This is a genomic window from Pelagibacterium halotolerans (assembly GCF_044811015.1).
Classification (GTDB): Bacteria; Pseudomonadota; Alphaproteobacteria; order Rhizobiales; family Devosiaceae; genus Pelagibacterium; species Pelagibacterium halotolerans_A.
The window spans coordinates 1,610,607-1,632,713 of the sequence record NZ_CP085243.1 but is presented as its reverse complement, the minus strand read 5'-3'; the positions used below and the strand labels follow the sequence as shown (position 1 = coordinate 1,632,713).

General features: G+C 60.4%; 21 protein-coding genes. 14 read left to right on the top strand and 7 right to left on the bottom strand.

Annotation, left to right across the window (positions count from 1 at the left end):
* Nucleotides 1-85: 85 nt before the first annotated feature.
* Nucleotides 86-967, bottom strand: a complete 882-nt coding sequence (locus LG281_RS08080) for a carbohydrate ABC transporter permease (protein WP_404406128.1) — start codon at nt 965-967, stop codon at nt 86-88.
* 13 nt (nt 968-980) lie between these two features.
* On the bottom strand, nt 981-2,141 hold the full coding sequence (locus LG281_RS08075; protein ID WP_404406126.1) for a Gfo/Idh/MocA family protein: 1,161 nt from the start codon (nt 2,139-2,141) through the stop codon (nt 981-983).
* 510 nt (nt 2,142-2,651) lie between these two features.
* Between LG281_RS08075 and LG281_RS08070 the strand changes: the two genes are divergently transcribed.
* The 5 genes from LG281_RS08070 to LG281_RS08050 all read left to right on the top strand — a co-directional run bounded on the left by LG281_RS08070 (nt 2,652) and on the right by LG281_RS08050 (nt 9,333).
* Complete coding sequence (locus tag LG281_RS08070; RefSeq protein ID WP_404406124.1) at nt 2,652-4,271, top strand: glucan biosynthesis protein; 1,620 nt, start codon at nt 2,652-2,654, stop codon at nt 4,269-4,271.
* 171 nt (nt 4,272-4,442) lie between these two features.
* The gene (gene mdoH, locus LG281_RS08065) at nt 4,443-6,236 is read left to right on the top strand and encodes a glucans biosynthesis glucosyltransferase MdoH (protein ID WP_404406122.1); all 1,794 of its coding nucleotides are present in this window, start codon (nt 4,443-4,445) and stop codon (nt 6,234-6,236) included.
* Nucleotides 6,229-7,410, top strand: coding sequence for an OpgC family protein (locus tag LG281_RS08060; protein ID WP_404406120.1), 1,182 nt, complete (start codon nt 6,229-6,231; stop codon nt 7,408-7,410). Before mdoH ends, LG281_RS08060 begins: the two co-directional genes overlap by 8 nt.
* 74 nt (nt 7,411-7,484) lie before the next feature.
* Nucleotides 7,485-8,594: a DUF4432 family protein gene (locus LG281_RS08055; protein ID WP_404406118.1), complete on the top strand. Its 1,110-nt coding sequence runs from the start codon at nt 7,485-7,487 to the stop codon at nt 8,592-8,594.
* Between the two features lie 97 nt (nt 8,595-8,691).
* Nucleotides 8,692-9,333, top strand: coding sequence for a TetR/AcrR family transcriptional regulator (locus tag LG281_RS08050; protein WP_404406116.1), 642 nt, complete (start codon nt 8,692-8,694; stop codon nt 9,331-9,333).
* On the opposite strand, the gene LG281_RS08045 is transcribed toward LG281_RS08050, so the two are convergent.
* From LG281_RS08045 to LG281_RS08030, 4 genes are all read right to left on the bottom strand, one after another.
* Complete coding sequence (locus tag LG281_RS08045; protein WP_404406114.1) at nt 9,323-10,021, bottom strand: TetR/AcrR family transcriptional regulator; 699 nt, start codon at nt 10,019-10,021, stop codon at nt 9,323-9,325. The genes LG281_RS08050 and LG281_RS08045 overlap by 11 nt on opposite strands.
* Nucleotides 9,972-11,495, bottom strand: a complete 1,524-nt coding sequence (locus tag LG281_RS08040; RefSeq protein ID WP_404406112.1) for a tripartite tricarboxylate transporter permease — start codon at nt 11,493-11,495, stop codon at nt 9,972-9,974. Before LG281_RS08040 ends, LG281_RS08045 begins: the two co-directional genes overlap by 50 nt.
* Nucleotides 11,496-11,507: 12 nt before the next feature.
* Nucleotides 11,508-12,044, bottom strand: a complete 537-nt coding sequence (locus tag LG281_RS08035; RefSeq protein WP_404406110.1) for a tripartite tricarboxylate transporter TctB family protein — start codon at nt 12,042-12,044, stop codon at nt 11,508-11,510.
* A 74-nt stretch (nt 12,045-12,118) separates the two neighbouring features.
* Entirely contained in the window at nt 12,119-13,153 is a 1,035-nt protein-coding gene (locus tag LG281_RS08030) for a Bug family tripartite tricarboxylate transporter substrate binding protein (RefSeq protein ID WP_404406108.1), read from the bottom strand.
* 325 nt (nt 13,154-13,478) lie between these two features.
* Between LG281_RS08030 and LG281_RS08025 the strand changes: the two genes are divergently transcribed.
* The 7 genes from LG281_RS08025 to LG281_RS07995 all read left to right on the top strand — a co-directional run bounded on the left by LG281_RS08025 (nt 13,479) and on the right by LG281_RS07995 (nt 20,268).
* Nucleotides 13,479-14,630 carry a Gfo/Idh/MocA family protein gene (locus LG281_RS08025; protein ID WP_404406106.1) on the top strand — a complete coding sequence of 384 codons (1,152 nt, stop codon included), beginning with the start codon at nt 13,479-13,481 and terminating at the stop codon, nt 14,628-14,630.
* Between the two features lie 11 nt (nt 14,631-14,641).
* Nucleotides 14,642-15,808, top strand: coding sequence for a dihydrodipicolinate synthase family protein (locus tag LG281_RS08020; RefSeq protein ID WP_404406104.1), 1,167 nt, complete (start codon nt 14,642-14,644; stop codon nt 15,806-15,808).
* 38 nt (nt 15,809-15,846) lie between these two features.
* The gene (locus LG281_RS08015; RefSeq protein WP_404406102.1) at nt 15,847-16,674 is read left to right on the top strand and encodes a sugar phosphate isomerase/epimerase family protein; all 828 of its coding nucleotides are present in this window, start codon (nt 15,847-15,849) and stop codon (nt 16,672-16,674) included.
* 134 nt (nt 16,675-16,808) lie between these two features.
* Nucleotides 16,809-17,600, top strand: coding sequence for a 3'(2'),5'-bisphosphate nucleotidase CysQ (gene cysQ, locus LG281_RS08010; protein ID WP_404406100.1), 792 nt, complete (start codon nt 16,809-16,811; stop codon nt 17,598-17,600).
* An 89-nt stretch (nt 17,601-17,689) separates the two neighbouring features.
* Nucleotides 17,690-19,486, top strand: a complete 1,797-nt coding sequence (locus LG281_RS08005; protein ID WP_404406098.1) for an SLC13 family permease — start codon at nt 17,690-17,692, stop codon at nt 19,484-19,486.
* 60 nt (nt 19,487-19,546) lie between these two features.
* Entirely contained in the window at nt 19,547-20,026 is a 480-nt protein-coding gene (locus LG281_RS08000; RefSeq protein WP_404406096.1) for an MgtC/SapB family protein, read from the top strand.
* A 59-nt stretch (nt 20,027-20,085) separates the two neighbouring features.
* Complete coding sequence (locus tag LG281_RS07995) at nt 20,086-20,268, top strand: DUF3008 family protein (protein ID WP_404406094.1); 183 nt, start codon at nt 20,086-20,088, stop codon at nt 20,266-20,268.
* Between the two features lie 7 nt (nt 20,269-20,275).
* On the opposite strand, the gene LG281_RS07990 is transcribed toward LG281_RS07995, so the two are convergent.
* Nucleotides 20,276-20,653 carry a response regulator gene (locus LG281_RS07990; RefSeq protein WP_404406092.1) on the bottom strand — a complete coding sequence of 126 codons (378 nt, stop codon included), beginning with the start codon at nt 20,651-20,653 and terminating at the stop codon, nt 20,276-20,278.
* Between the two features lie 224 nt (nt 20,654-20,877).
* Between LG281_RS07990 and LG281_RS07985 the strand changes: the two genes are divergently transcribed.
* The gene (locus LG281_RS07985) at nt 20,878-21,105 is read left to right on the top strand and encodes a hypothetical protein (protein WP_404406090.1); all 228 of its coding nucleotides are present in this window, start codon (nt 20,878-20,880) and stop codon (nt 21,103-21,105) included.
* 101 nt (nt 21,106-21,206) lie between these two features.
* The gene (locus LG281_RS07980; protein ID WP_404406665.1) at nt 21,207-22,088 is read left to right on the top strand and encodes an aminoglycoside phosphotransferase family protein; all 882 of its coding nucleotides are present in this window, start codon (nt 21,207-21,209) and stop codon (nt 22,086-22,088) included.
* The last annotated feature ends 19 nt before the right edge of the window (nt 22,089-22,107 follow it).

Genomic DNA, 22,107 nt, shown 5'->3' with positions numbered 1-22,107 from the left:
CTGGCCTTGGGCGCGGCCTGCGTCTGGGGGACTATGGGCGTAGCTTCCGCGGCGATGCCGTCCCGCACGATGCTGTCTGTGCTCGTCATGCGCCTTGCCTCGAAACTTTGTTGATCAGCCGGAAGTAGAAGAAACAGAAGACCGATAGGAACAGGCAGATCATCACCGCCCGGGCGGCGCCGGCCCCGTATTTGTAGCTGCCGATGGCGGTCTTGTAGGTATCGATGATCATTGTCGTGGTCTGCCCGCGCGGCCCGCCGCCGGTCAAAATCCAGATGATGTCGAAGGAATTGAAGGTGAAGATCAGCGAGAGCGTGGACATCGTCGCGATCGCCGGCAGGAGCATCGGCAGCGTGATGCGCCGGAACCGGTAGAACCGGTTTGCCCCATCGGTCCATGCGGCCTCATAGAGGTCCTTGGGGATCGATTGAACGGCGGCGAGCAGATACATCGTCACCATCGGCACACCGATCCATACGTCAGTAACGATGGTCGACCAGAAGGCCGTATTGCCGTAAGCGAGGAATTCCGTCGGCCCGCTGGTGAGCCCGAGCCCTTCGAGGATCGCCGAAATCATCCCGAACTGGCCGTTGTAGAGCCAGCCCCAGGCAAAGACGCCGATGGGGATCGGAATGATCCAGGGCGGCATGGTGAGGATGCGGAAAAGCGTGCGCCCCGGGATCGCTGCGTTGAGCAACAGCGCGCCGCAGGTGCCGATCAAAATCTTGAGGCCCACCGAAAACGTGGTCCAGACGATGGTGCGCAGGATGATGCCGCCGAACTCGGCGTTGAAGATATCTTCGTAATTTTCCCAACCGACGAAATTGACCGTCGGCCGCAAGGACGCGTCGGTGAACGACAGGTTGATCGTATCGATGAGGGGATACCCAACGATCGCGAGGATGTAGACGAGGGCAGGAAGCAGAAGGAGCCAAGCGAACGTAATGGCGCTTCGGGTTCCAGTCATTTCGTAGCCCCCCTCAGGCTGCGTTTGCGGAAAGCGCGAGATCGAAGCGATCCCATATCTCGCGCATTTCAATAACTTTCCGGGTTCGCCGCGCCTCGTCCATCGCCATGGCTAGCAGGCCGGCTTCGAGTGCGTTGATTGCCGTAACCGGCAAAGGCGCACCTTCGAGCACATGCGCGGTAACGTCTTCGGCCATCTGCTCATCAGCACCGTAGTGCTGGGAAAGAGCTGTGCGTGCCGAGTACCGCTTGTCGACCAGATGCGCGTTGGTCCGTGCCTCATGCACGTTGAGATAGCCGCGGATGAAGTCGCCCTCGGCCATGCCTTTGGAACCGATAACGCAGAAGCGCCGGAACTGGTCGGGCACGTTGAGATTGGTATGGAAGGTCATCGACACGCCGTTCTCGTATTCAACGATGGCTGTCTGGAAATCGACGATGTCACCGTCGCTGTCGAAGACCTTGTCGCTGGCCATCCAGCCCGAAGGCTTGGCATAGTAGACGTCGAGATCGTTTGCGCCGTCATTGGCCGGAGCGTTTTGCGGAACGAAGCTTTTGCGCCCGCCGAAGCTTGCTACACGCGCTGGCCGCGCGCCGACGACGCCGTTGTAAAGGTCGAGATCGTGGCAGCACTTTTCGAGCATGAAGCCGCCGGCATACTGCTCGTAGCGCCGCCAGTCACGCATGAAAAACGCACCATGCCCCGGCTCGATATGCTCGGACGCTTCGATAGAGACGATATCACCCAAGAGCCCTTCTGCCTGGGCTGCGCGCAGGTCTTTATATAAAGGCGCGTAGCGCAGCACGAGCCCAACCAAAAGCTGGTTACGGCCATGACGTGCAATTAACCGGGCCAGTTCATAGCTCTGTTCGATGGTCGAAACGATCGGTTTTTCACAAAAAACCGTGCATCCCGCCTCTAGCCCCTCGCGGATATGATCGAGATGCATGTGGTTGGGCGAACCGATCATCAAGAGATCGATCTTTTCATTCGCAAGCAACGCGGCGATGCTTTCATACGAGGTGCCGGCAGGAATGCCCGCTTCCGTCATGGACGGGAGGCCAGCCGGCGCGGGATCGACATAACCCGCAACTTCGAAATCGCGCCCCATCTCCGTAAATACATGGGCCAGATAGCCCATTCTGAAGCCGAGCCCTACAATTCCAACCTTCATGCCGACGCCCGTTCTGGTCCCTCTGTCGTGTAATTTATTTTCGTAAACTGATCAAAAACCCACCCCTTGTCAACATTGTTTACGGAAAATCGCGGCCTACTATGAAATTCCTTTTCATTTCTGTCGGCTTGGCCGTGTTGTCCCGAGTTCAGTGGCTCTGAGGTGCCGTCGCCGAAACGCCACGGAAGTTGAGGGGGTGGGGCATCGCGGACGGATGTGGGAGAGGGATCGCGCCGCCCGTTGTGAGGACGCGGGTATCCTGGGTCGTGTTCGGCATTTGCGGCATCTCCGGTGCGGAACGGGCGTCCATAAGTTTGCCTTAAACCGGCCGTAGCGCGCTCCCGGCGCCAAAAACTGCCCGGCTAGGTGTATGATTTCAGGTCGGAAATTCAGTTATGCGACAAATGCAGGGGAGATATGCATGAACTTCATGGGCTCTTGCGCGTTTGGCGCTAGCGCAGTTTTGCGCGCCGGTGTTTACGTCGAGAGGTCGTCATAGAGTCGAAATCCATGCCTTTGTCATCCTCCGCTTTTTCTTCCCGCCGCCGCTTTCTTCTGGGGGCGCTGCCCGTTAGCCTGTTCCTCTCGTCGACTGCTGTATCCGCTCTTTTTGCGCAGGAAAATTCGCAAGCCCAGGAACCGGGCCCGCGCCCGGAGGGCGAGCCGTTTTCCTTCGATATTCTGACCGAGACCATGCGCAGGCGAGCCGGAGAGCCGTTCAGCTCCGCCGCAATCGAACTGCCGCCTTTCATGGCGGAGATGGATTATGACGCCTATAGGCATATCCATTTCCGTCCGGACCATGCGCGGTGGTCTGGTCAGGATAGCGCATTCCGGGTGCATGCTTTCCACCTTGGCTGGCTCTATAACGAGCCTGTACGTCTTTACGTGGTCGCGGATGGCCAGGCCATCCCGTTCGGTTTCACAACAGCAGACTTCGACTATCGAGGTGCATTGGCCGACAGCGTTGCGGACGACGCCGAATTGCCTGGCGTCGCCGGGTTCAGGCTCAACTATCCGCTTAATCGTCCCGACCTCTTCGACGAAGTCATCGCCTTCGTCGGTGCCAGCTATTTCCGGGCGCTGGGGCGCGGTAATTTCTATGGGCTGAGCGCGCGCGGGCTGGCGATCAATACCGGCCTTTCCGCCAGCGAGGAATTTCCGCGCTTTTCCGCTTTCTATCTTGAAAAGCCGCTGCCTGGCGCCCGCAACGTCGTCGTCAACGCAGCTCTCGAAAGCCAGAGCGCCACAGGTGCGCTTCGGTTCGATATCCGGCCAGGGACAGAGACAGTCATCGACGTGACCGCACGCTTCTTCTTCCGCAAGGACGTCGAGCAGATCGGTATCGCGCCGATGACCTCGATGTTCCTCTATGCCGAAAACAATCGCTCGTACTTCGACGATTTCCGTCCGCAGGTCCATGATAGCAACGGACTGCAGATTTTGCGCAGCGATGGTGATGTGCTCTGGCGCGCGCTCAACAATCCGCCGCGTCTTGCGAGTTCGTATTTCGCCGAGACCAACCCCCGTGCGTTCGGTCTGTTCCAGCGCGACCGGAGCTTTGCTGAATTTCAGGATGCCGGAGCTCATTACGAACGCCGCCCATCGCTCTTGATCGAGCCGGTCGGTGACTGGGGGGAAGGCAACATCCGGCTGGTCGAAATTCCCTCCGACATGGAGATCAACGACAACATCGTGGCCTTCTGGGTGCCCGCACAACAGGCAAAGGCAGGCGACGAGCGTGAATACAGCTACCGCATGCGCTGGGGCAATCTCGACCCCGATCCGGCCGCGGACCTGGCCTATGTGCTCGAAACCCGGACCGGCCACGGCGGGGTCGCCGGTGTAGAAAATGAACCAGATCTCCGCAAGTTCGTTGTTGACTTCAAAGGCGGCAAGCTTGGCCGCTTGCCCGCGGACATAGAAACGCCACCCGAACCGGTCGTTTCGATCGCTGGCGGGGAGATCGTGCATACCGCACTCTTCAAGATTGACGGGATCGATGTCTGGCGGCTCGCGATCGACGTCCGGTTTGCCGGAGAAGAAACGATCGAACTGGTCGCCCATGTCGCAGGATTCAACCAGCGCCTGACTGAAACTTGGCTATATCAATGGATGCCGACCGCATGAGTGCCTTCTCCGAATCCCAAGAGTCTCGAAACGAGACCGCTATGGCGCAATTGCCCTACGCACCGTTGCCGATGCCTCGCCAACAGCTCGAACCCGAGGTGCCGTTGCGCAGTGTCCTGGTGCGTATGGTGCGGCTACCGCTTCTCACCATACGTCGAGGATATTAGGGAGATGACCGGTTCCGCCGCCAAGGCGGGGGGATATAGGGCTGCAGCGTTTGCGCTCAGCGCGGGGCTGAGTGCCACGGCGTCTTCGCTCTTCATCCAGTTTGCATCGGTGGATGGCCTCACCGCGCTTGATCTGCTGCGCACGGCACTGATCGCGGTGAGTACACTCTGGCTGGCCTGGGGTGCGAGCCAGAGCATCGTCGGTTTGTTCTACCGCTCCAGGACCCACGACCAGGCACAAACCGGCGCCCCGATCCGCGGGCGGACCGCCATTCTGGTACCCATCTACAACGAAGATCCCATCGAAACCTTCTCGCGCATTGCCGCGATGGATGCATCTCTTGCTGCGACCAACATGGGGCATTTCTTTGATTTCGCTATCCTTTCGGATACGCACGACGCGTCCATCGCTGCCCTCGAGGAAAAATGGTTTGCCCGTCTGGTTGCGAGCCGGGATGCTCGTGGGCGCATGTTCTACCGACGCCGCGGGGACAATGCGGGCAAGAAGGCCGGCAATATAGAGGATTTCATCACCCATTCGGGCGCCGCCTACGAATTCATTCTGATCCTCGATGCCGACAGCCTGATGGAAGGGGGCACCATAGTGGAAATGGTTCGGCGCATGGAGGCCGAGCCTGAACTGGGGCTCTTGCAGACCTTGCCGGTTATCGTCGGCGCGCGCTCGCGCTTCGGCCGCGCTATGCAGTTCGCGGCCTCTTTCTTTTCCCCTGTCTTCGCCCGTGGTATCGCGCTTATGCAGGGTCGAGAGGGGCCGTTCTGGGGGCACAATGCCATCGTGCGCACGCGGGCATTCGCGGGCAGTTGCGGATTGCCCGAGCTCAGCGGCAAACCGCCATTCGGTGGCTACGTCCTCAGCCACGACTATGTCGAGGCCGCGCTGTTGGCTCGCGCCGGGTGGCGGGTGCGCCTCGATCCCGATCTTACAGGCTCCTATGAAGAGGGGCCGGAAGACCTCATCGCGTTCGCCAAGCGCGACCGGCGTTGGTGTCAAGGCAACCTGCAGCACGCACGGCTTTTGTTTGCCCCCGGGCTCAAAGCCTGGAACCGGTTTATTTTCATTCAGGGCATCCTCGCCTACCTGTCCTCGCCGATCTGGGCGCTGTTTCTCGTCCTGAGCCTCGCCGCCGCCCATTTCGTGCCACCGCCGGATTACTTCCCCGAACCCTATCAATTGTTCCCGGTCTTTCCGGACGATCAGACCTCAAAGGCCATAGCGCTCCTTGCGGGCATTTTCGGTCTGTTGATCATGCCCAAGCTGTTCATTTTGATACGCGCCGTGATGACGGGTGAGGTTCGCCGTTTCGGCGGGGCAGCGTTGGCAGGCGCTTCGGTGGCCACCGAACTGATCCTGTCCAGTCTTCTTGCGCCACTCATGCTGATGTTCCAGACCCGGGCCGTCATCGAGGTGCTTTTGGGGCTTGACGGTGGTTGGCCGCCGACTCGGCGCGACGGCACGGTGATGCCGTTGCGCGACGCTTGGGCCGTGACCAGTTGGGTGGTCGTCATTGGTGCGTTTTTCCTTGCTGGCGCATCGTATTTCCTTCCCGAGATCGTGCCATGGATCCTGCCCGTTGCTATTCCGATGATCGCAGCGCCGCTTCTGGTTTCCTGGTCGTCCGGCCGGAGCACAACTGCGCTCTTCCGTTCCCCATTGGAGGCTGAGCCGAGCCCAGTGCTGCTTGAACGTGAACGCGCTGTTTTGGCCTGGACCGGACCGCAAGGCATCATGGAAGTGGTAGAAAACAAACCTACCGGTGGTGCGCGCCGCCATGCATAAAGACGCGCTGCGGACGCGCGATGTCGTTCCACCCGGTGTCGTGCAATCGGTTGCATCGGCTGGGAAGAGCCCCAGGGATGCGCGGATCGACGTGTTCCGCGGGCTGGCGCTCGTGATGATTTTCATCAACCACGTGCCCGGCACCCTGTTCGAGCATTTTACCAACCGAAATTACGGCTTTTCGGATGCCGCGGAGGCGTTCGTCTTTCTTTCCGGCGTCGCTGCCGGGCTCGCCTATTCGACTCGCTTCCTTTCCCGTCCGCTGTGGCCGGCAATCGCGAAGGTCTGGGCGCGCGCCCGCGCGCTTTACTTCGTCCATCTTTCGACGACCGCCATGGCAATGGGCATCATGGCAGCCGGAGCGCTCTATTTCAGGCTACCCCAATTGCTGGGAACAATAAACATGGCGCCGATCTTCACCCATCCACTCGGCGTCATGATCGGCATCCCGACGCTCGGCCACCAATTGGGATATTTCAATATCCTGCCGCTCTATACGGTGTTCCTGCTGGCCACGCCCGCGATGATCATTGTGGGACTGAAGCGGCCGTTGCTCCTGCTCGGGACGTCGATCCTCGTTTGGGCGATTGCCGCCCAGTTCCGTTTGAACTTCCCTGCTTACCCCAATCCCGGCGGATGGTTTTTCAACCCGCTGACGTGGCAGATCCTTTTTGTGCTCGGGCTTCTGACCGGCATGGCGATGAAGCGCGGTGAGCGTTTTGTGCCGAAAATCGGCTGGCTGACATGGGCGAGCGGCCTTTTTCTTCTTGCCATACTGATCTGGCGTCTGGTGCCCGAGATGGGCGTTATGGGCCGGGCCGGGCTGGGTGTGTTGCGTGAATTGGGAGTCCCGTACTCCTTCGTCGGGTTCGACAAGACCTTCCTGGCGTTCCCGCGCATGCTGCACTTCCTCGCGCTCGCCTATTTTCTCTCCACGCAAGGTTGGGTTGAAAGGTTTGCGCGCAGCACCTGGATGGCACCCTTCGCGCTCCTGGGGCAGCACGGTCTTGCCGTTTTTGCTACCGGATCGGTGCTGTCGATTCTCATGCAGGCGATCAAGGCCGGTATCGGCGATCACCTTATTACCGACGCGCTGTTGCTGGGGAGCGGACTGGCGGTCCAGTTCGCGCTCGCCTACGGGCTACGCAGAACGTCGCAGATGAAGGTCGCCTAGGTCGCGATCACGCTTGGGCTCTGTGCCGCACTATGCTACGCCCTGTTCCGGTTTGGGAGGAGCGTGAACAGAGCATGACTGATCTTGCAGGCACTGCAGTCAACACCGTCACAGTGCACCTTAGTGAGGCGTTGTTTGGTGAACGTGAGCGCGAACTGGCGCAGTACGGTGCCATTACCGCCAGTACGTTCCGCTATGACAACGGAATCGCCGCGCTCCGTATCGCCAATGCGCGCGGCGAAATCGTCGTGCTCCCATTCAAGGGGCAGCAGATTTGGCGCGCCCGGTTCGATGGTCGCGACCTCACTATGAAGTCGATGTTCGATACGCCGCGCCAGACAAGCAACTATCTCGAAAACTACGGCGCCTTCCTCATCCATTGCGGCATGTCCGCCATTGGTGCGCCTGGGCCTCGTGACGATCATCCTCTTCATGGTGAGGTACCCAACATGACGTTCGATACCGCCTATCTGCGGTTCGATACGGATGCCGGCACTGTCACCATCGGAGGCGTGGTGCGCTATGGCAAGGCTTTCGCCATAGACTATAGGCTTCGTACGGAAGTCACGCTCGGTGCCGATGCTGCCGTGATGGATGTCGCTGTGACGCTCGACAATCTGATGAGCGCCGAGATCGCGCTCATGTATCTCGGCCACATCAATTTCCGGCCTGTCGACGGTGCGAAGCTGGTCTATTCGGCGCCCTATACGCCCGAAGCCATTCGGGTCCGCGAAGCGATCCCCAGCCACATCACGCCCAAGCCCGGGTATCCCGAATTTCTTGCGGCATTGGCGAAGGAACCTGAGCTCCACCACGACATCAAGCCGGATCTTGCATTTGATCCCGAGGTTGTTTTCGATGTTGCGATGCAGACCGATCCCGAAGGCTGGGCCCATGCCCTGCAGCGCCATCCAGACGGCACTGCCGACTACGTCTCGCATCGCCCTGACCAGCTCCCCCGCGCCATCCGCTGGATATGCCGCACTGGCGACCAAGACGCGCTCGGGCTCTTGCTGCCTTCAACCTCGGGCACCGAAGGACGTGCCACCGAACAGGCCGCTGGACGCTACGCGGCGGTGCCGGCACACAGCACCTGGCGCGCCAACTATCGGATGGGCCTGCTGACGGCTATCGAGGTCGAGGCCATGACAGTGCGGATCGACGCGATCTGCGGGCGCGGCTGAGCGTTCCGCTTGCCGCCTTTGTATTGGCGCCGCATCTCGTTTATTGATCGCCCTCAGTATTCAATAACGAGTCGAGGCGTTGGGGCAGATCGGGTAGATGGACACACAGAACGGCGCAAAAGCGAACAAGCGCGATCCCGAACGCACACAAAGCGCGATCCTCGAGGCGGCGACCGCCGAATTCGCCGCAAAGGGTATCGGTGGCGCGCGGGTCGACACGATTGCCGAGCGCGCAGGCACCAACAAGCGCATGCTCTATCACTATTTCGGCGACAAGATCGGGCTCTACACCGCCGTTCTCGAAGCGGCCTATCGTTCGATCCGGACCGCCGAGCATGAACTGGACCTCACCCATAAATCCCCGGTCGAAGCGCTATCCGAGCTCGCCCGGTTCACCTGGACCTATTTCCTCACCCACCCGGAATTCATCAGCCTGCTCAATACTGAAAACCTCTACGAGGCCGAGCACCTCAAGGGCTCGAAATATCTGATGGAAATGCATTCGCATTTCATGACGGAATTGGCCGACGTACTCGAACGTGGGGCTGCTGAGGGCGTCTTCCGCCCCGGCATCGATCCGCTGACGGTTTATCTCACCATCGCCGCCATGTGCTATTTCTACCTCTCCAACAAGCATACGTTGTCAGCGATCTTCGATCGCGACTTGCAGGAAGCCGAACGGCTCAAGAGCTGGGAAGAGCACGTTGTGGAAACGACGCTGGCCTCTGTCAGGGCTTGAGATGGTTGAGTACCATCTCGACCGCGTGCGCCTCGCGCGCGTCGATCTGACTTTCGCTTGAAAGGTCGGTCTCGAAGATGACGGAAAGCGTGGCGTTGTTCGAGACGTAGAAATACCCGAGCGCGGCAATCGAAATGTATAGCTGCACAGGATCGACATCGGATCTGAACACGCCAGCTGCGCTGCCGCGCTCAACCAGCTTGCGCAACTGCTCGACGAGCGGCGAATGCAACCCGTGCATCTCGGGCAAAGTCTTGATGTAGCGTGCCTGCAGAAGGTTCTCGTTGGTCAAAAGCGCGATGAACCACGGGCTTTGAAGAAAGTGCCGGAACGTAAAGCGCACCAGCCGCGAAACGGCTTCGGCGGGCTCGTATTGATCGAGCTCCAACGCCCGCTCGCCCTGCCGGATCTGGCGGTAGGCTTCGATAAGGACGGTTTTGTACAAGCCTTCCTTGTTGCCGAAATAATGGTAGAGCATCCGCTTGTTGGCCTTGGCGCGCTTCGCGATTGCATCGATCCGCGCACCCTCAAAGCCCCGTTCGGTAAACTCTGCCCGCGCAGCCGCAAGGATCGCTGCCTGCGTCCGTGCTGCGTCGCGGGGGCGGGCCTTGGATGCCGCCGGCCTATCCCCGGTTTCGTTAGCCGGACCGGCCCGTGGGGAGGACGCGCTTGAAGAGACCCGCGACACCTGCGTTCACCTTGGGAATGCTCATTAAAATTGTGATTACGATGACGATCCACAGGGCCGCGCTGATCGGGCGCGTGAAAAATGGCGTCGGATCGCCGTCGGTGATCAAAAGTCCGCGTCGCAAATTGACATCGAGCAGATCGCCCAGGATGATCCCGAGAACGAGCGGCGCCATGGGATATTTCATCTCCCGCAGCACGAAGCCGACCAGTCCGAACGCGATCATCACATAAACGTCGAACATGCGTTGGGTGATGGCGAATGAGCCGACGACGCACAAGACGAATACCACCGGCATCAGCTTCTCGCGCGGCACCGTCAGCACACGCACGAGCAGGCGGGTGAGCGACAGTCCGTAGATCGTGATGGCGATTGTCGAGAGCAGAAGCATACCGACGACCTGATAGACGAATTCCGGGTTTTCGACCATGATCTGCGGGCCGGGACGAATGCCGTGGATGAGCATCGCCGCGATCAGAACGGCCGCTGCGGCCGAGCCGGGCAGGGCGAGCGTCAACGTCGGTATCATGGCGCCGGGAATAACCGCGGAATTGCCAGTTTCGGCGGCGACAAGCCCTTCGATCGATCCTTTGCCGTAAAGGTGCTTCTCCTTACTTGCGCGCCGCGCGGCAGCGTAGGACGACCAGGAGCCGATATCCTCACCTACACCAGGGATAATGCCGGCAATCGTTCCGATGATGCCTGAACGGATCGTCGTCCACCAATGCTTGGTGATATCGCTTAACCGGGGGATGACCCGATCGGTGCTCTGCGCCATTTCAGGCACAGCCGTACGCTTCATCACCGTGAGGATTTCCGCAAAACCGAATGCCCCAACCATGGCCGGAATAAGATCGATCCCGCCACCGAGCTGGCTGATCCCGAAGGTGAAACGCTGATGCGCGTGCAGGTTCTCCATGCCCACCATGGCGAACATCAGACCCAGAATACCGGCGATGTAACCTTTGATAGGATCGTCGATCGCGGTGAGGCGCCCCGAAATAATCACGCCGAAAAGGGCGAGCCAAAAGAATTCGTAGGACTGGAACCGCAGCGCGAACTCCGCCAGCCATGGGGCGATCAGCGCAAGGAAGAATACGCCGACCACTGTGCCGAGCGCCGAGGACGTCGTAGCGATTCCCATCGCCATCCCCGCCTTGCCCATCTTGGCGAGCGGGAAACCGTCGAGTGTCGTCGCTGCGCTCGCCGGCGTGCCGGGAATGGCGAGTAGGATGGCAGAGCGGCTGCCCCCATAGATCGAGCCCACATACATAGCCATCAGGCTCAGAATCGCCTGATCCGGCGCCATTTTGTAAGTGAGGGTCACCAGCAGTGCGACGCCCATGGTTGCTGTCAGGCCCGGCAGCGCGCCGATGACAATGCCCAGAAGGCTAGCCCAGGCGAGATTGAACAACGCCTCGGGAGTCAGAAAGTGCGTAACGCCATTGGCAAGGAGGATGAGGCCGTCAAACATGCTTTGGTCTCGCTAAGGAAGGCGGACAAGGAAGCCGTACTGGAAGACCGCCGTCACGACGGCCGCGACGATCACGGCCTGTATGGCGGCCAGGATCGCCGATCTCAGGAGCGGCTTGGGTGTATCGTTGAGCCAGACCTCGAAGGCGACGATGAGCGCGAATACAAAGAGCCCCGTCGCCAGCCAGAACGGCACAAGTCCAACGAGCACCAGCGCATAGATGAGCGACAGTGCGGTGGCGACCGCGAAGCGGATCGCCTGTTGGGAAACGAAAATCGCAGCAAACGCGCCCCAACCGGCTTTGCCCCGGATACGCGAAAGGCCCTTTGCGCCCAGAAGGACGCCGCTAATCGCCAGCAGCGCACCCAACAAGCCGGGTACCAGCCCGGGAACGGTCGAAGGATGAATGCCGCGGATTTCGAGACGGGGCATCACCCATGACAGGTAAACAATCGTGAGGCCCAGAAGGGTAAACACTACGCCGCTGAGGAAATCGGCGCGGTTCATCCAGTCTGGCCGGTGTTCGGAATCGGAGGTCTGCTCGTCCATTTGCGCACCCGGAAAATTGGCAAAGGGCACCCGGAACGCGCCGGGTGCCCGAACACTCGGTCTGTGCGAGACGGTTACATCTCGGTGCCGGTTTCGCAATCGATGCCGATTGTCGAAGGGTCGTTCACTTCAAGTCCGCGGCCTTCGGCGGCACAGGCTTCCATGATCACGACGGGCATGGAGAGTGCACGCGCCTCTTCACCATAAGAAGGCGAGAACACGGCACCATTGGTCTGCGCGTAGTCCATCAGCGCTTCCGAGTTCGAAACGTGTTCTTCCCAGATCTGGTTGACTGTTTCGACGACTTCCTCGGGCACGCCCTGCGGAATGAAGATACCGAAATAGTCAGGCGCGATCGGGAATTCCGGCATCCACTCGGTGATCGGCGGAATCGGCTCGGCGCCTTCGATGGTGAGCGGCTCGGCCGACAGCACGGCGAGTGGACGCAGCCGTCCACCGCGGATCAACTCGGCTTGCTCGACGGCAAGCTGCGTGGTGACCATGGCTTCGCCACCGGCCGTCGCAATCGCGGCCGGTCCGCCGCCGTCATAGGTCACCATGCGGTATTCGAAATCGCCCTCATGGCCAAGCCCGGCGATCGCCATGCCGCCTGAGGAGGTGACGCCCGCCGTGCCGACGGTGATTTCGCTGCCGTGATCCTTGAAAGCTTCAAGCAGCTGACCGAAATCTTCGAATTCGCTGTCGGCCGGAACCGATACCACTGGTACATTGGCCACGGAAAGGTAGATGTGCCAGTCATCGATACTGGTGTCGGGGACAAGCCCGGTCACGGTATAGGTGGCGTTGTTGGCAATCGCATTGGCCGTCCAGGTGTAGCCGTCCTTTGGCGCGTTGAGCACTTCCTGCGTGCCCACGGCGCCCGATGCACCCGGCTGGTTGACGACGACGATCTCGGTGCCCAGTTGCTCGGCAAGGATCGGAGCCGTAACGCGGGTTACCTGGTCGGTCGAACCGCCAGCACCCCATGGTACGATGATGTTGATCGGGCGATCCGGCTGCCAGGAATAGTCCTGGGCGAACGCCCCCGCCGCCGTGAGGGCGATGGTCGAGGCGGCCACGGCAAGCGCGGCCTTGGTCACAAGACGCATGATTTCCTCCCAAAAGTTATCGCGCCGCAGGCATGACAATGCGCAGCGCTGGCACGGGACTCTGACGACAGAGTTGAAAGCTGTCAAGAAGTAAGTAACTGGTTAGTTCCCTTGTAATCGAAGTGCTCGCTACTCCCCTCGAGCAAGAAAGTCCTATGCATGTCCGCCCGCTCTGCGGCCGCTGGGTGGACGGGGACAACGCTATCTCGACTCTTTCCCCATTCGACCAAAGACGGGCTCAACGCCGCTTGACGCCTCCGGAATCCTCTTGTAAGTAACTGGATAGTTACAACGATACCAACACAAAGAGGGGTGGAGGTCCGCAATGGCGCAACGCCGCATCGGCATCATCATGCACGGCATCACTGGCCGTATGGGGCATAATCAGCACCTGGTCCGCTCGATCCTCGCGATCCGGGACCAGGGCGGCCTATCGCTGTCGAATGGCGATACGCTGATGGTGGATCCCATTCTGGTTGGCCGCAACCTCGACAAGGTCAAGGCCGTAGCGGAGAAGCACGGCGTTGCCCGCTATTCTGACGACCTCGATGTTGCGCTCGCCAACAAGGACGACGAAATCTTCTTCGATGCCGGCGCCACCAAAATCCGCGCGGGCCTGATTGAGAAAGCGCTCGCCGCCGGCAAACATGTCTATTGTGAAAAGCCGACCTCGGACGACCTCTCCGTTGCCATCGATATTGCCAAAAAGGCCATGGCTTCCGGCCTCAAGCACGGTGTGGTTCAGGACAAACTGTTCCTGCCGGGTCTGATGAAGCTCAAGATGCTGCGCGAGTCCGGCTTCTTTGGTGAGATCCTCTCGGTTCGCGGCGAATTCGGTTATTGGGTTTTCGAAGGAGACTGGCAGAAGGCGCAGCGTCCCTCCTGGAACTATCGCAAGGGCGACGGCGGCGGCATCATCCTCGATATGCTTCCGCACTGGCGCTATGTGATGGACAAGACCTTTGCGCCGGTCAAATCCATCTCGTGCCTTGGCGCGACGCACATCAACAAGCGCGTCGACGAGCAGGGGAATACCTATAAAGCCGACGCCGACGACGCGGCCTACGCAACCTTCGAGCTCGAAGGCGGCATCATTGCCCAGATCAATTCGAGCTGGACCGTTCGCGTGCGCCGCGACGACCTCGTCACCTTCCAGGTCGACGGCACGCACGGTTCGGCGGTTGCCGGGCTGCACAAATGCTGGACCCAGCACCGCGTCAACACGCCCAAGCCCGTCTGGAACCCCGACCAACCCCAGACCATGGATTTCTTCAACGACTGGGAAGAGGTCCCGGACAATTGGCCCGCGGATAACGGCTTCAAGGTCCAGTGGGAGCTGTTCTTAAAACACGTCGTCGAAGATGGTCCATGGGAATACGGCCTCGAAGCCGGCGCCAAGGGCGTGCAGCTTGCCGAACTCGGCCTCAAGTCCTGGGAAGAACGTCGCTGGCTCGACGTTCCCGATCTCGGCCTTTAAGGGGGCACGCTATGGTCAACCTGCCCAATGCCGACGGCTCGGTCTCGGCCTACACGGTCAAGAACGCGCCGGTCGAAATCAAAAAGCGCAAGGCCTCCGGTTTCAATCGCATCGCCTATGCCGCTGCCCACGTCGTTGCCGACCCGTTCGCCGACACCGATCCCTGGCTTACCCCCGCGATCGATTGGGACAAGACGGTGGCTTTCCGTCACCACCTCTGGGATTTGGGACTGGGTGTCGCCGAGGCCATGGATACGGCCCAGCGCGGCATGGGCCTTGGCTGGCCGGAAGCGAAAGACCTGATCGGCCGCGCACTTAAGGAGGCGGAGAGCCGAGACGACGCGCTGATCGCCTGCGGTGCGGGCACCGACCACGTCGCGCCGGGCCCCGACGTCACAATAGATGATATCGTCAGGGCCTATGAAGAGCAGATCGAGGCGGTCGAAGCCCACAACGGCCGCATCATCCTCATGGCCTCGCGCGCGCTCGCAGCCGCAGCCACGGGGCCGGACGACTACATGCGCGTCTACGACCGCATTCTCTCGCAGGTCGCCGAACCGGTCATCATCCACTGGCTGGGCGAGATGTTCGACCCCGCGCTCGAAGGTTATTGGGGCAAGGCCGATCACATGGCGGCCATGGATATCGCGCTCGATGTGATCGCGGGCAACGCCAGCAAGGTCGACGGCATCAAGATTTCCCTGCTCTCGAAGGAAAAGGAAATCGACATGCGCCGGCGCCTGCCTGAGAGCGTCAAGATGTATACCGGCGACGATTTCAACTACGCCGAACTCATCGCGGGAGACGATGCCGGGTATTCCCATGCCCTGCTGGGTATTTTCGACGCCATCGCCCCCGCTGCTTCAGCTGGGCTCGAGGCTTTGGGCAAGGGCGACGAAAAGGCATTCTACGACGTTCTCGAACCGACCGTCCCGCTCTCGCGCCATATCTTCAAGGCTCCCACGCGCTTCTATAAGACCGGCGTCGTGTTCCTCGCCTATCTCAATGGCCTCCAGGACCACTTCACGATGATCGGCGGACAAGAGTCCACACGTTCGACCCAACATCTGGCCGAGCTGTTCCGGCTGGCCGATGACGCTCGCGTTCTGATGAACCCCGAGCTTGCCGAAAGGCGCATGCGCGAGGTCATGTCGGTGCGCGGGATCGCGCAAGGGTAGGCCGCAATGGCACCGATGCAATCGGGGGGAAATACACAATGAGCCTTGAAGGCCTGTCCATCAACCTTGCCACGACGCGCGGCGCTTGGGGGTTTGCCGATGCGGTCGACGGGTGCCTGCGCCATGGCATCACCTCGATTTCGCCCTGGCGCGACCAGGTCCACGACATCGGGCTCAAGGAAGCCGTGCGGATCGTTGAAGGCAACGGCATCAAACTCACCGGCCACTGCCGCGGCGGTATGTTCCCCGCCATGGACGCCGCCGGCTTCCAGGCCAATATCGACGACAACAAACGCGCCATCGATGAGGCCGCCGCGCTCGGTGCCGATTGTCTCGTGCTCGTCGTCGGCGGCTTGCCAGGATCGTCCAAGGATATCGGCGATGCCCGCAAGCAGGTGACCGACGGCATCGCGGCGATCCTGCCCTACGCGCGCGGGAACAATGTCCCCCTCGCCATCGAGCCGCTCCATCCCATGTACGCAGCCGACCGCGCCTGCGTGAACACGCTCGGGCAGGCGCTCGATATCTGTGTGGAACTCGGCGACGGCGTCGGCGTCGCAATCGATGTCTACCATGTCTGGTGGGATCCCGAACTTGAGCAACAGATCGCCCGGGCCGGCCAGATGGGTGCGATCTTCGCGCACCATATCTGTGACTGGCTTGTGCCGACGAAAGATCTGCTGCTCGACCGCGGCATGATGGGCGACGGCGTTATCGACCTGCCACGCATTCGCCGCTGGATCGAAGCCGCAGGCTTCCATGGAGCCCAGGAAGTTGAAATCTTCTCGCAAGACAATTGGTGGAAGCGTCCGGGCGACGAAACACTCGCCGCCTGTGTCGAACGCTTCAACACTGTCTGCTCTTGAATAAACGCGCGTGCGAGCACCATTTTCTCCCGTGCGCGCTGCAAACAGAACCCGTTGCCAACCCCGAGCCTTGCGCCGCAAGAGTGCATCGCGTACCTCTCTGGACACTTCTTTAGGCGTTCCCGGGCGATCAATTGAGACCAGAGATAGACGCGATCATCGAGCTGGCCATTAAAGCCGGCGCCGAAATCCTCAGAATCTACGGTGAGGACTTCGCGGTTACCCTCAAGGACGACGCCTCCCCTGTCACCGAAGCCGATCTGCGCGCCGAAGCCATTATTCTTGAAGGGCTGGGCGCGATTGCACCGGGCATTCCCGTCGTCGCCGAGGAATCCGTCGCCGCTGGTCGCGTACCTGAAAGCGCCGAGCGCTTCTTTCTCGTGGACCCGCTTGATGGCAGCAAGGAATTCGTCTCCCGCAATGGCGAGTTCACCGTCAACATCGCGCTCGTTGAAAGAGGTATTCCCGTCCTCGGCGTTGTCTACGCCCCCGCGCTCGGGCAAATCTGGTGGGGCAGTGAAGGTGGAGGTGCCTTTCATGCCGCCGTCGCGAACGGCACCGTAACCGATGCCAGGAAAATCGCGTGCCAGCCTTGCGGCGAGAACGGTCTTCGCGTCGTCGGCAGTCGTTCGCACGCAACGCCCGAACTCGATACCTACCTCAAGACTATCCCGGTCACCGATTTCGTCTCGGTTGGCTCGTCGCTCAAATTCTGTCTCGTTGCCGAAGGTCGCGCCGATTTGTACCCGCGCTTTGGTCGCACCATGGAATGGGATACGGCCGCCGGCGACGCCATATTGCGCGCCGCAGGCGGCCGTGTGCGGACCCTCAGTGACGAGCCTTTAGTTTACGGCAAGCGCGATCAGGCCGATGAGACCGACTTTGCGAATCCGTTCTTCATCGCGGACAGCCGACCGGGCAAATAAAACGGGGCAAGGGGCGATGATACCAAATTGTGCGTTCACGCGAACCTGCGCTTCCAATAGGATGCCCGGCAGATCAAGCGGAGGCGGATTTGATCGCTAGCCTTGTCGAGCCATTCGGTGCATTGATCGTCGCGGCGGTCGTTGCTGTCCTGTTCGTTGCATTCGCCCGTGAATGGCGCTCTCCCGAAGTCAGTGCCGCCGTGGCAGTATCCGTACTTCTCGTCGTCGGCGTGCTTTCGGTCGACGACCTGCTGAGTGTGCTGTCCAACAGCGCGCCGGCGACAATCGCGGGAATGTTCGTCATTTCGTCAGCGCTTGTGCGCACCGGTGCGCTCGAGGCGTTCGCGCGCCGCGTAACCGCGCGTGCAAAGGTGCACCCACAGCGGACCCTGCTCTTTTTCCTCATTGCCATCGCGGTCATGTCGGCCTTTATGAACAACACACCGCTCGTGATGCTGATGATACCGGTGGCCGTCGCCATGGCGCGGGAAATGAAAAGCTCGGCCTCCAAGCTGCTTATCCCCGTCTCGTTCGCTGCAATCCTCGGCGGCATGTGCACGCTGATCGGCACATCGACCAACATCCTTGTCGATAGTGTCGCTCAGCAGAACGGTATCGAGCCGTTCCACATTTTCGAGATCGCTCCGCTCGGCGTCATTGTCGCCACAGTCGGTATTGGCGTCATACTGCTGGTCAAGAGGTTGCTGCCGGACCGGACGACGGTATCCTCGCTTTCCGTCTCGGAAAACAACAAGAAGTTCGTTCTTGAGGCAGTGATCGAGGACAACTCTCCCCATGTTGGCAAGAAAGCGCGTGAGGTTGCTGCCTTCAACCGGCCGGACCGGCAGTTGATCGATGTCCTGCGCGCTACGTTCTCGCTACGCCGGCACATGCACGACGTGGTCTTGCAGCCCGGCGACGTCGTGGTTCTGCGTACGTCCGTCGCCGAATTGCTCTCCATGAAGGAGGAGGGCGATTTGAACACGGCGCCAGAGACCGAGCATATGCAGTCCCTCGGCGCACGTGCATCGACCGTCGTCGAAGTTCTAATCGGCCCCGACTCCGGTATTCTGGGCAAAACCTTGCGTCACCTCCGCCTACGCCGGCGGTACGGCGTCTATCCCATAGCGCTGCATCGGCGCGGCGCAAACCTTGCCGAGCGCTTCGAGACGACTGCGCTTGAGGTGGGCGACACCCTGCTTGTCGAAGGCGCGCAGGAAGATTTGCGGCGCCTCGTGGAGGATTATGACCTCGTCAACGTGTCTGAGCCTGCCGCCCGGGGGTTCCGGCGCGCTAAGGCACCGCTTGCGATCGGCGTTATGGCCGCGGTTGTCGTTGGCGCTGCGCTCGGCATCATGCCGATTGCCGGCCTCGCCGTCATTGGCGCGGCGACGGTGCTGGTGACGCGCTGCGTCGAGGTTGATGAAGCCGTACAGGCCGTCGATTGGCGCATACTGGGTCTCATCATCGCGATGCTCGGGATCGGCGTGGCCATGGAAAAGGTCGGTCTCGTAGAGAATATCGTCGGGGTCATCGCACCGTTCCTCGGCGGACTTTCACCGATCTTTGCATTGGGCGTAATCTACATTATCGCCTCGGTCCTCACCGAAGCCGTCACGAATAACGCCGTGGCTGTCATCGTCACTCCTATCGCCATTGCGCTGGCAACCAGCCTCGGCCTCGATCCGCGGCCGTTCGTCGTGGCTGTTATGTTTGCCGCGAGCGCGAGCTTCCTGACCCCGATCGGCTATCAGACCAATACGCTGGTCTATAGCGCTGGCGGCTACAAGTTCTTCGATTTTGTGCGCGTCGGCATAGCGATCAATCTCGTCGTCTTCACCATGTCCATGATATTTATTCCGATATTCTGGCCGCTTGTGCCTTAGTTGAAGCGGAACGGCACGTGTGCGCCGGCGTTGAAAATATCGGTGGGAATTGGGGCAAGCATGGACACGATTGCAGCGCTGGCAGGAAATCCAACCCATACGCCGCTCGGCGTTATCGCCGTGCGGATGCTGATCGCTGCGGTCCTCGGGGCGTTGATCGGGCTCGAACGTGAACTCAAAAGGCACCCCGCAGGCCTGCGCACGCATATGCTGACCTCACTCGCGGCGGGCCTTTTCACCATCATGACCTTTGAGATCTACTACGAGATGGCTGAACTCGGGGGCGACACGGCGCGCCTCGATCCTATCCGCGTCATCGAAGCCGTTACCGCCGGTGTCGCGTTCCTCGCTGCCGGTGCGATCATCCGGGCGGGTGCCGAAGTCAAAGGGCTCACGACCGGTGCGACGATGTGGATGGCGGGCGCGATCGGCGTGGCCTGCGGCGCCGGTTTTTATACCGTCGCCGCCATCGGGGCGGTGCTGGTGCTGATTATCACCCGCATCATTGGCTGGCTGGAAAAGCGCTTTATCAAAGGCTGAAGTAGGGAACACTGGTCCGGCCCAAGCGTTCGTCCTTTGATGTCAATCGGAGACGACAAATGCCTGCACAATCGAAGGCACAACAAAAAGCTGCAGGCGCGGCCCTTGCTGCCAAGCGCGGGGAAATCCCAAAAAGTCAGCTCAAGGGCGCGGCTCGCGATATGGAAAAGTCCATGACCGAAACGGAACTTGAGGACCTCGCCGAGACAAAGCGCGAGAACCTTCCAAAAAGGAAGTCATAGCCTCACGCTATGCGGCAAGGCGCAGAAGGGCGCTCAGTTCGGTGAGAAGTCTTCGCGGTTCGACGGGCTTGGCGCGGACGGGGACGTCGGAAAACTCCGATTTCAGTATGTCGCGGTCATTGTGTCCGGTCTGGAACATGAACGGGATCCCGCGGGTGAGCAGGATGCGCGCCACCGGAAAGACCTTTTCACCGGAAAGGTCGACATCGAGAAGCGCAAGGTCCACGTCCATCGTGCACGCCGCCTCGTGCGCAGCGCTTAGCGTGCAGCATGGTCCCACAACTGTTGCCCCGCCCTTCTCAAGACTATCTGCGATATCCAGCGCGATAAGGACGTCGTCTTCCACAACCAGTACGCGTGCGCCATCGAGATCGTGGGCCGTCATAGCTCGCCTCCTTTCGCGCGGTCGAATGTATGCACGTCCCCTTGCACGGCCGTTAACGCGGAAGTGGGTACATTTATCCGCACATTTGCCGAAAATTGCGCTGATAGGGTTACCCGATTGTTACCCATGACGCCGCGCACTTGTGCATCGCTTGATAGTGCCGCTGGTCCGACTCATTTGAGGCTCATACGCAGGAGGTACGCAAAAGACCCAGGAGAGTGCCCGTGCCGTCCGCATACATCCTTGCCAAGGACAAGCTCGAACAAGCGCGCGCGATGATGGCCAATGAGGTCTGGAGGGACGACCAGGTCGACCATATGCTCAACATCGCCATCGCACGCCTGATCGACCTCGATAAAAGCCTCATTAACGGCAGTGTTCATTGCGCTGCGAATGCCGCCCATCAACCTATCGATATGATCGCATGGTCAGCCCGGCCCAAAGGGCAATAGATCGCATTCATCCGGTTCTGCCATAAATTGGAACCACTTGCCGTCGACAAACTTGCTCAAAACAGAAACACTGGTGACAGTGTCCAACTGATTCTGCCGAAATCGGCAGAGCATGTGTCAGACGGGGGCTGAAGATCGGTACACAACCGAACGAAACCATTCTCAACAAGGCGACGATCCGGTGGAGCCTGTCCAAGCTCGCACCGGTTGCCGAAACGCCGTCCTATTGGATTTATCGTGTCCAGCGTGAGGACAACAGTCGCGCGGCACTACGTATCTTCAAGTCGCCCGACGGCATCGGTGAGCGGGCCGGACGGCTGCTCGAGTGGTATCGCGGCGACGGCGCGGTGCGGCACTACGGCTCGACACCGGAGTGCCTTCTGACCGAATGGGTCGAAGGCACGACACTCTCGGTGCCGGCAAAGGACGGCAAGGACGCCCAGGCCATGAGCGCCATCGCCAATCTTGTCGGTATGCTCCACGTCTACAGGCCGGATCCTCCCGAGAATCTGATCGACTTGCGGGAGCATTTCGCGGACTTTTTTGCCGCCGATGTGCGCTTTTGGCCCGATACGGCGCGCGATCTCTTCGCGCGGTCGGTCGGTATCGCGTATTCGGTGTTCGACAAGCCGCACGCCCAGATACCGCTCCACGGCAACGTCTATCACGATGACGTCTTTCTTGCGGAGCGCGGCTGGATCGCGGGCATTCCGGTCGGGCTTCTAGGCGATCCTGCCTACGACCTGGCACCAAGCTTCATGCATCCCTGGGGCGAAGTGAAACTTGCCGCCAATCCAACCCGCATCAACGCCATGGCCGATCTTTATTCCGAAAAGCTCGGCCTCAAGCGCAAGCGTATCCTCGCCTTTGCCGCGATCCATGCGGCCAATTCGGCCTGCAAGGCATTAGCGGCAGGCGAGTCGATCAACTGGCAGCTCGCCGTCCTGCCGAACCTCCTCGCCGTATACGACGCGGCAGATTGAAGCCCGATCCGACGCCGTT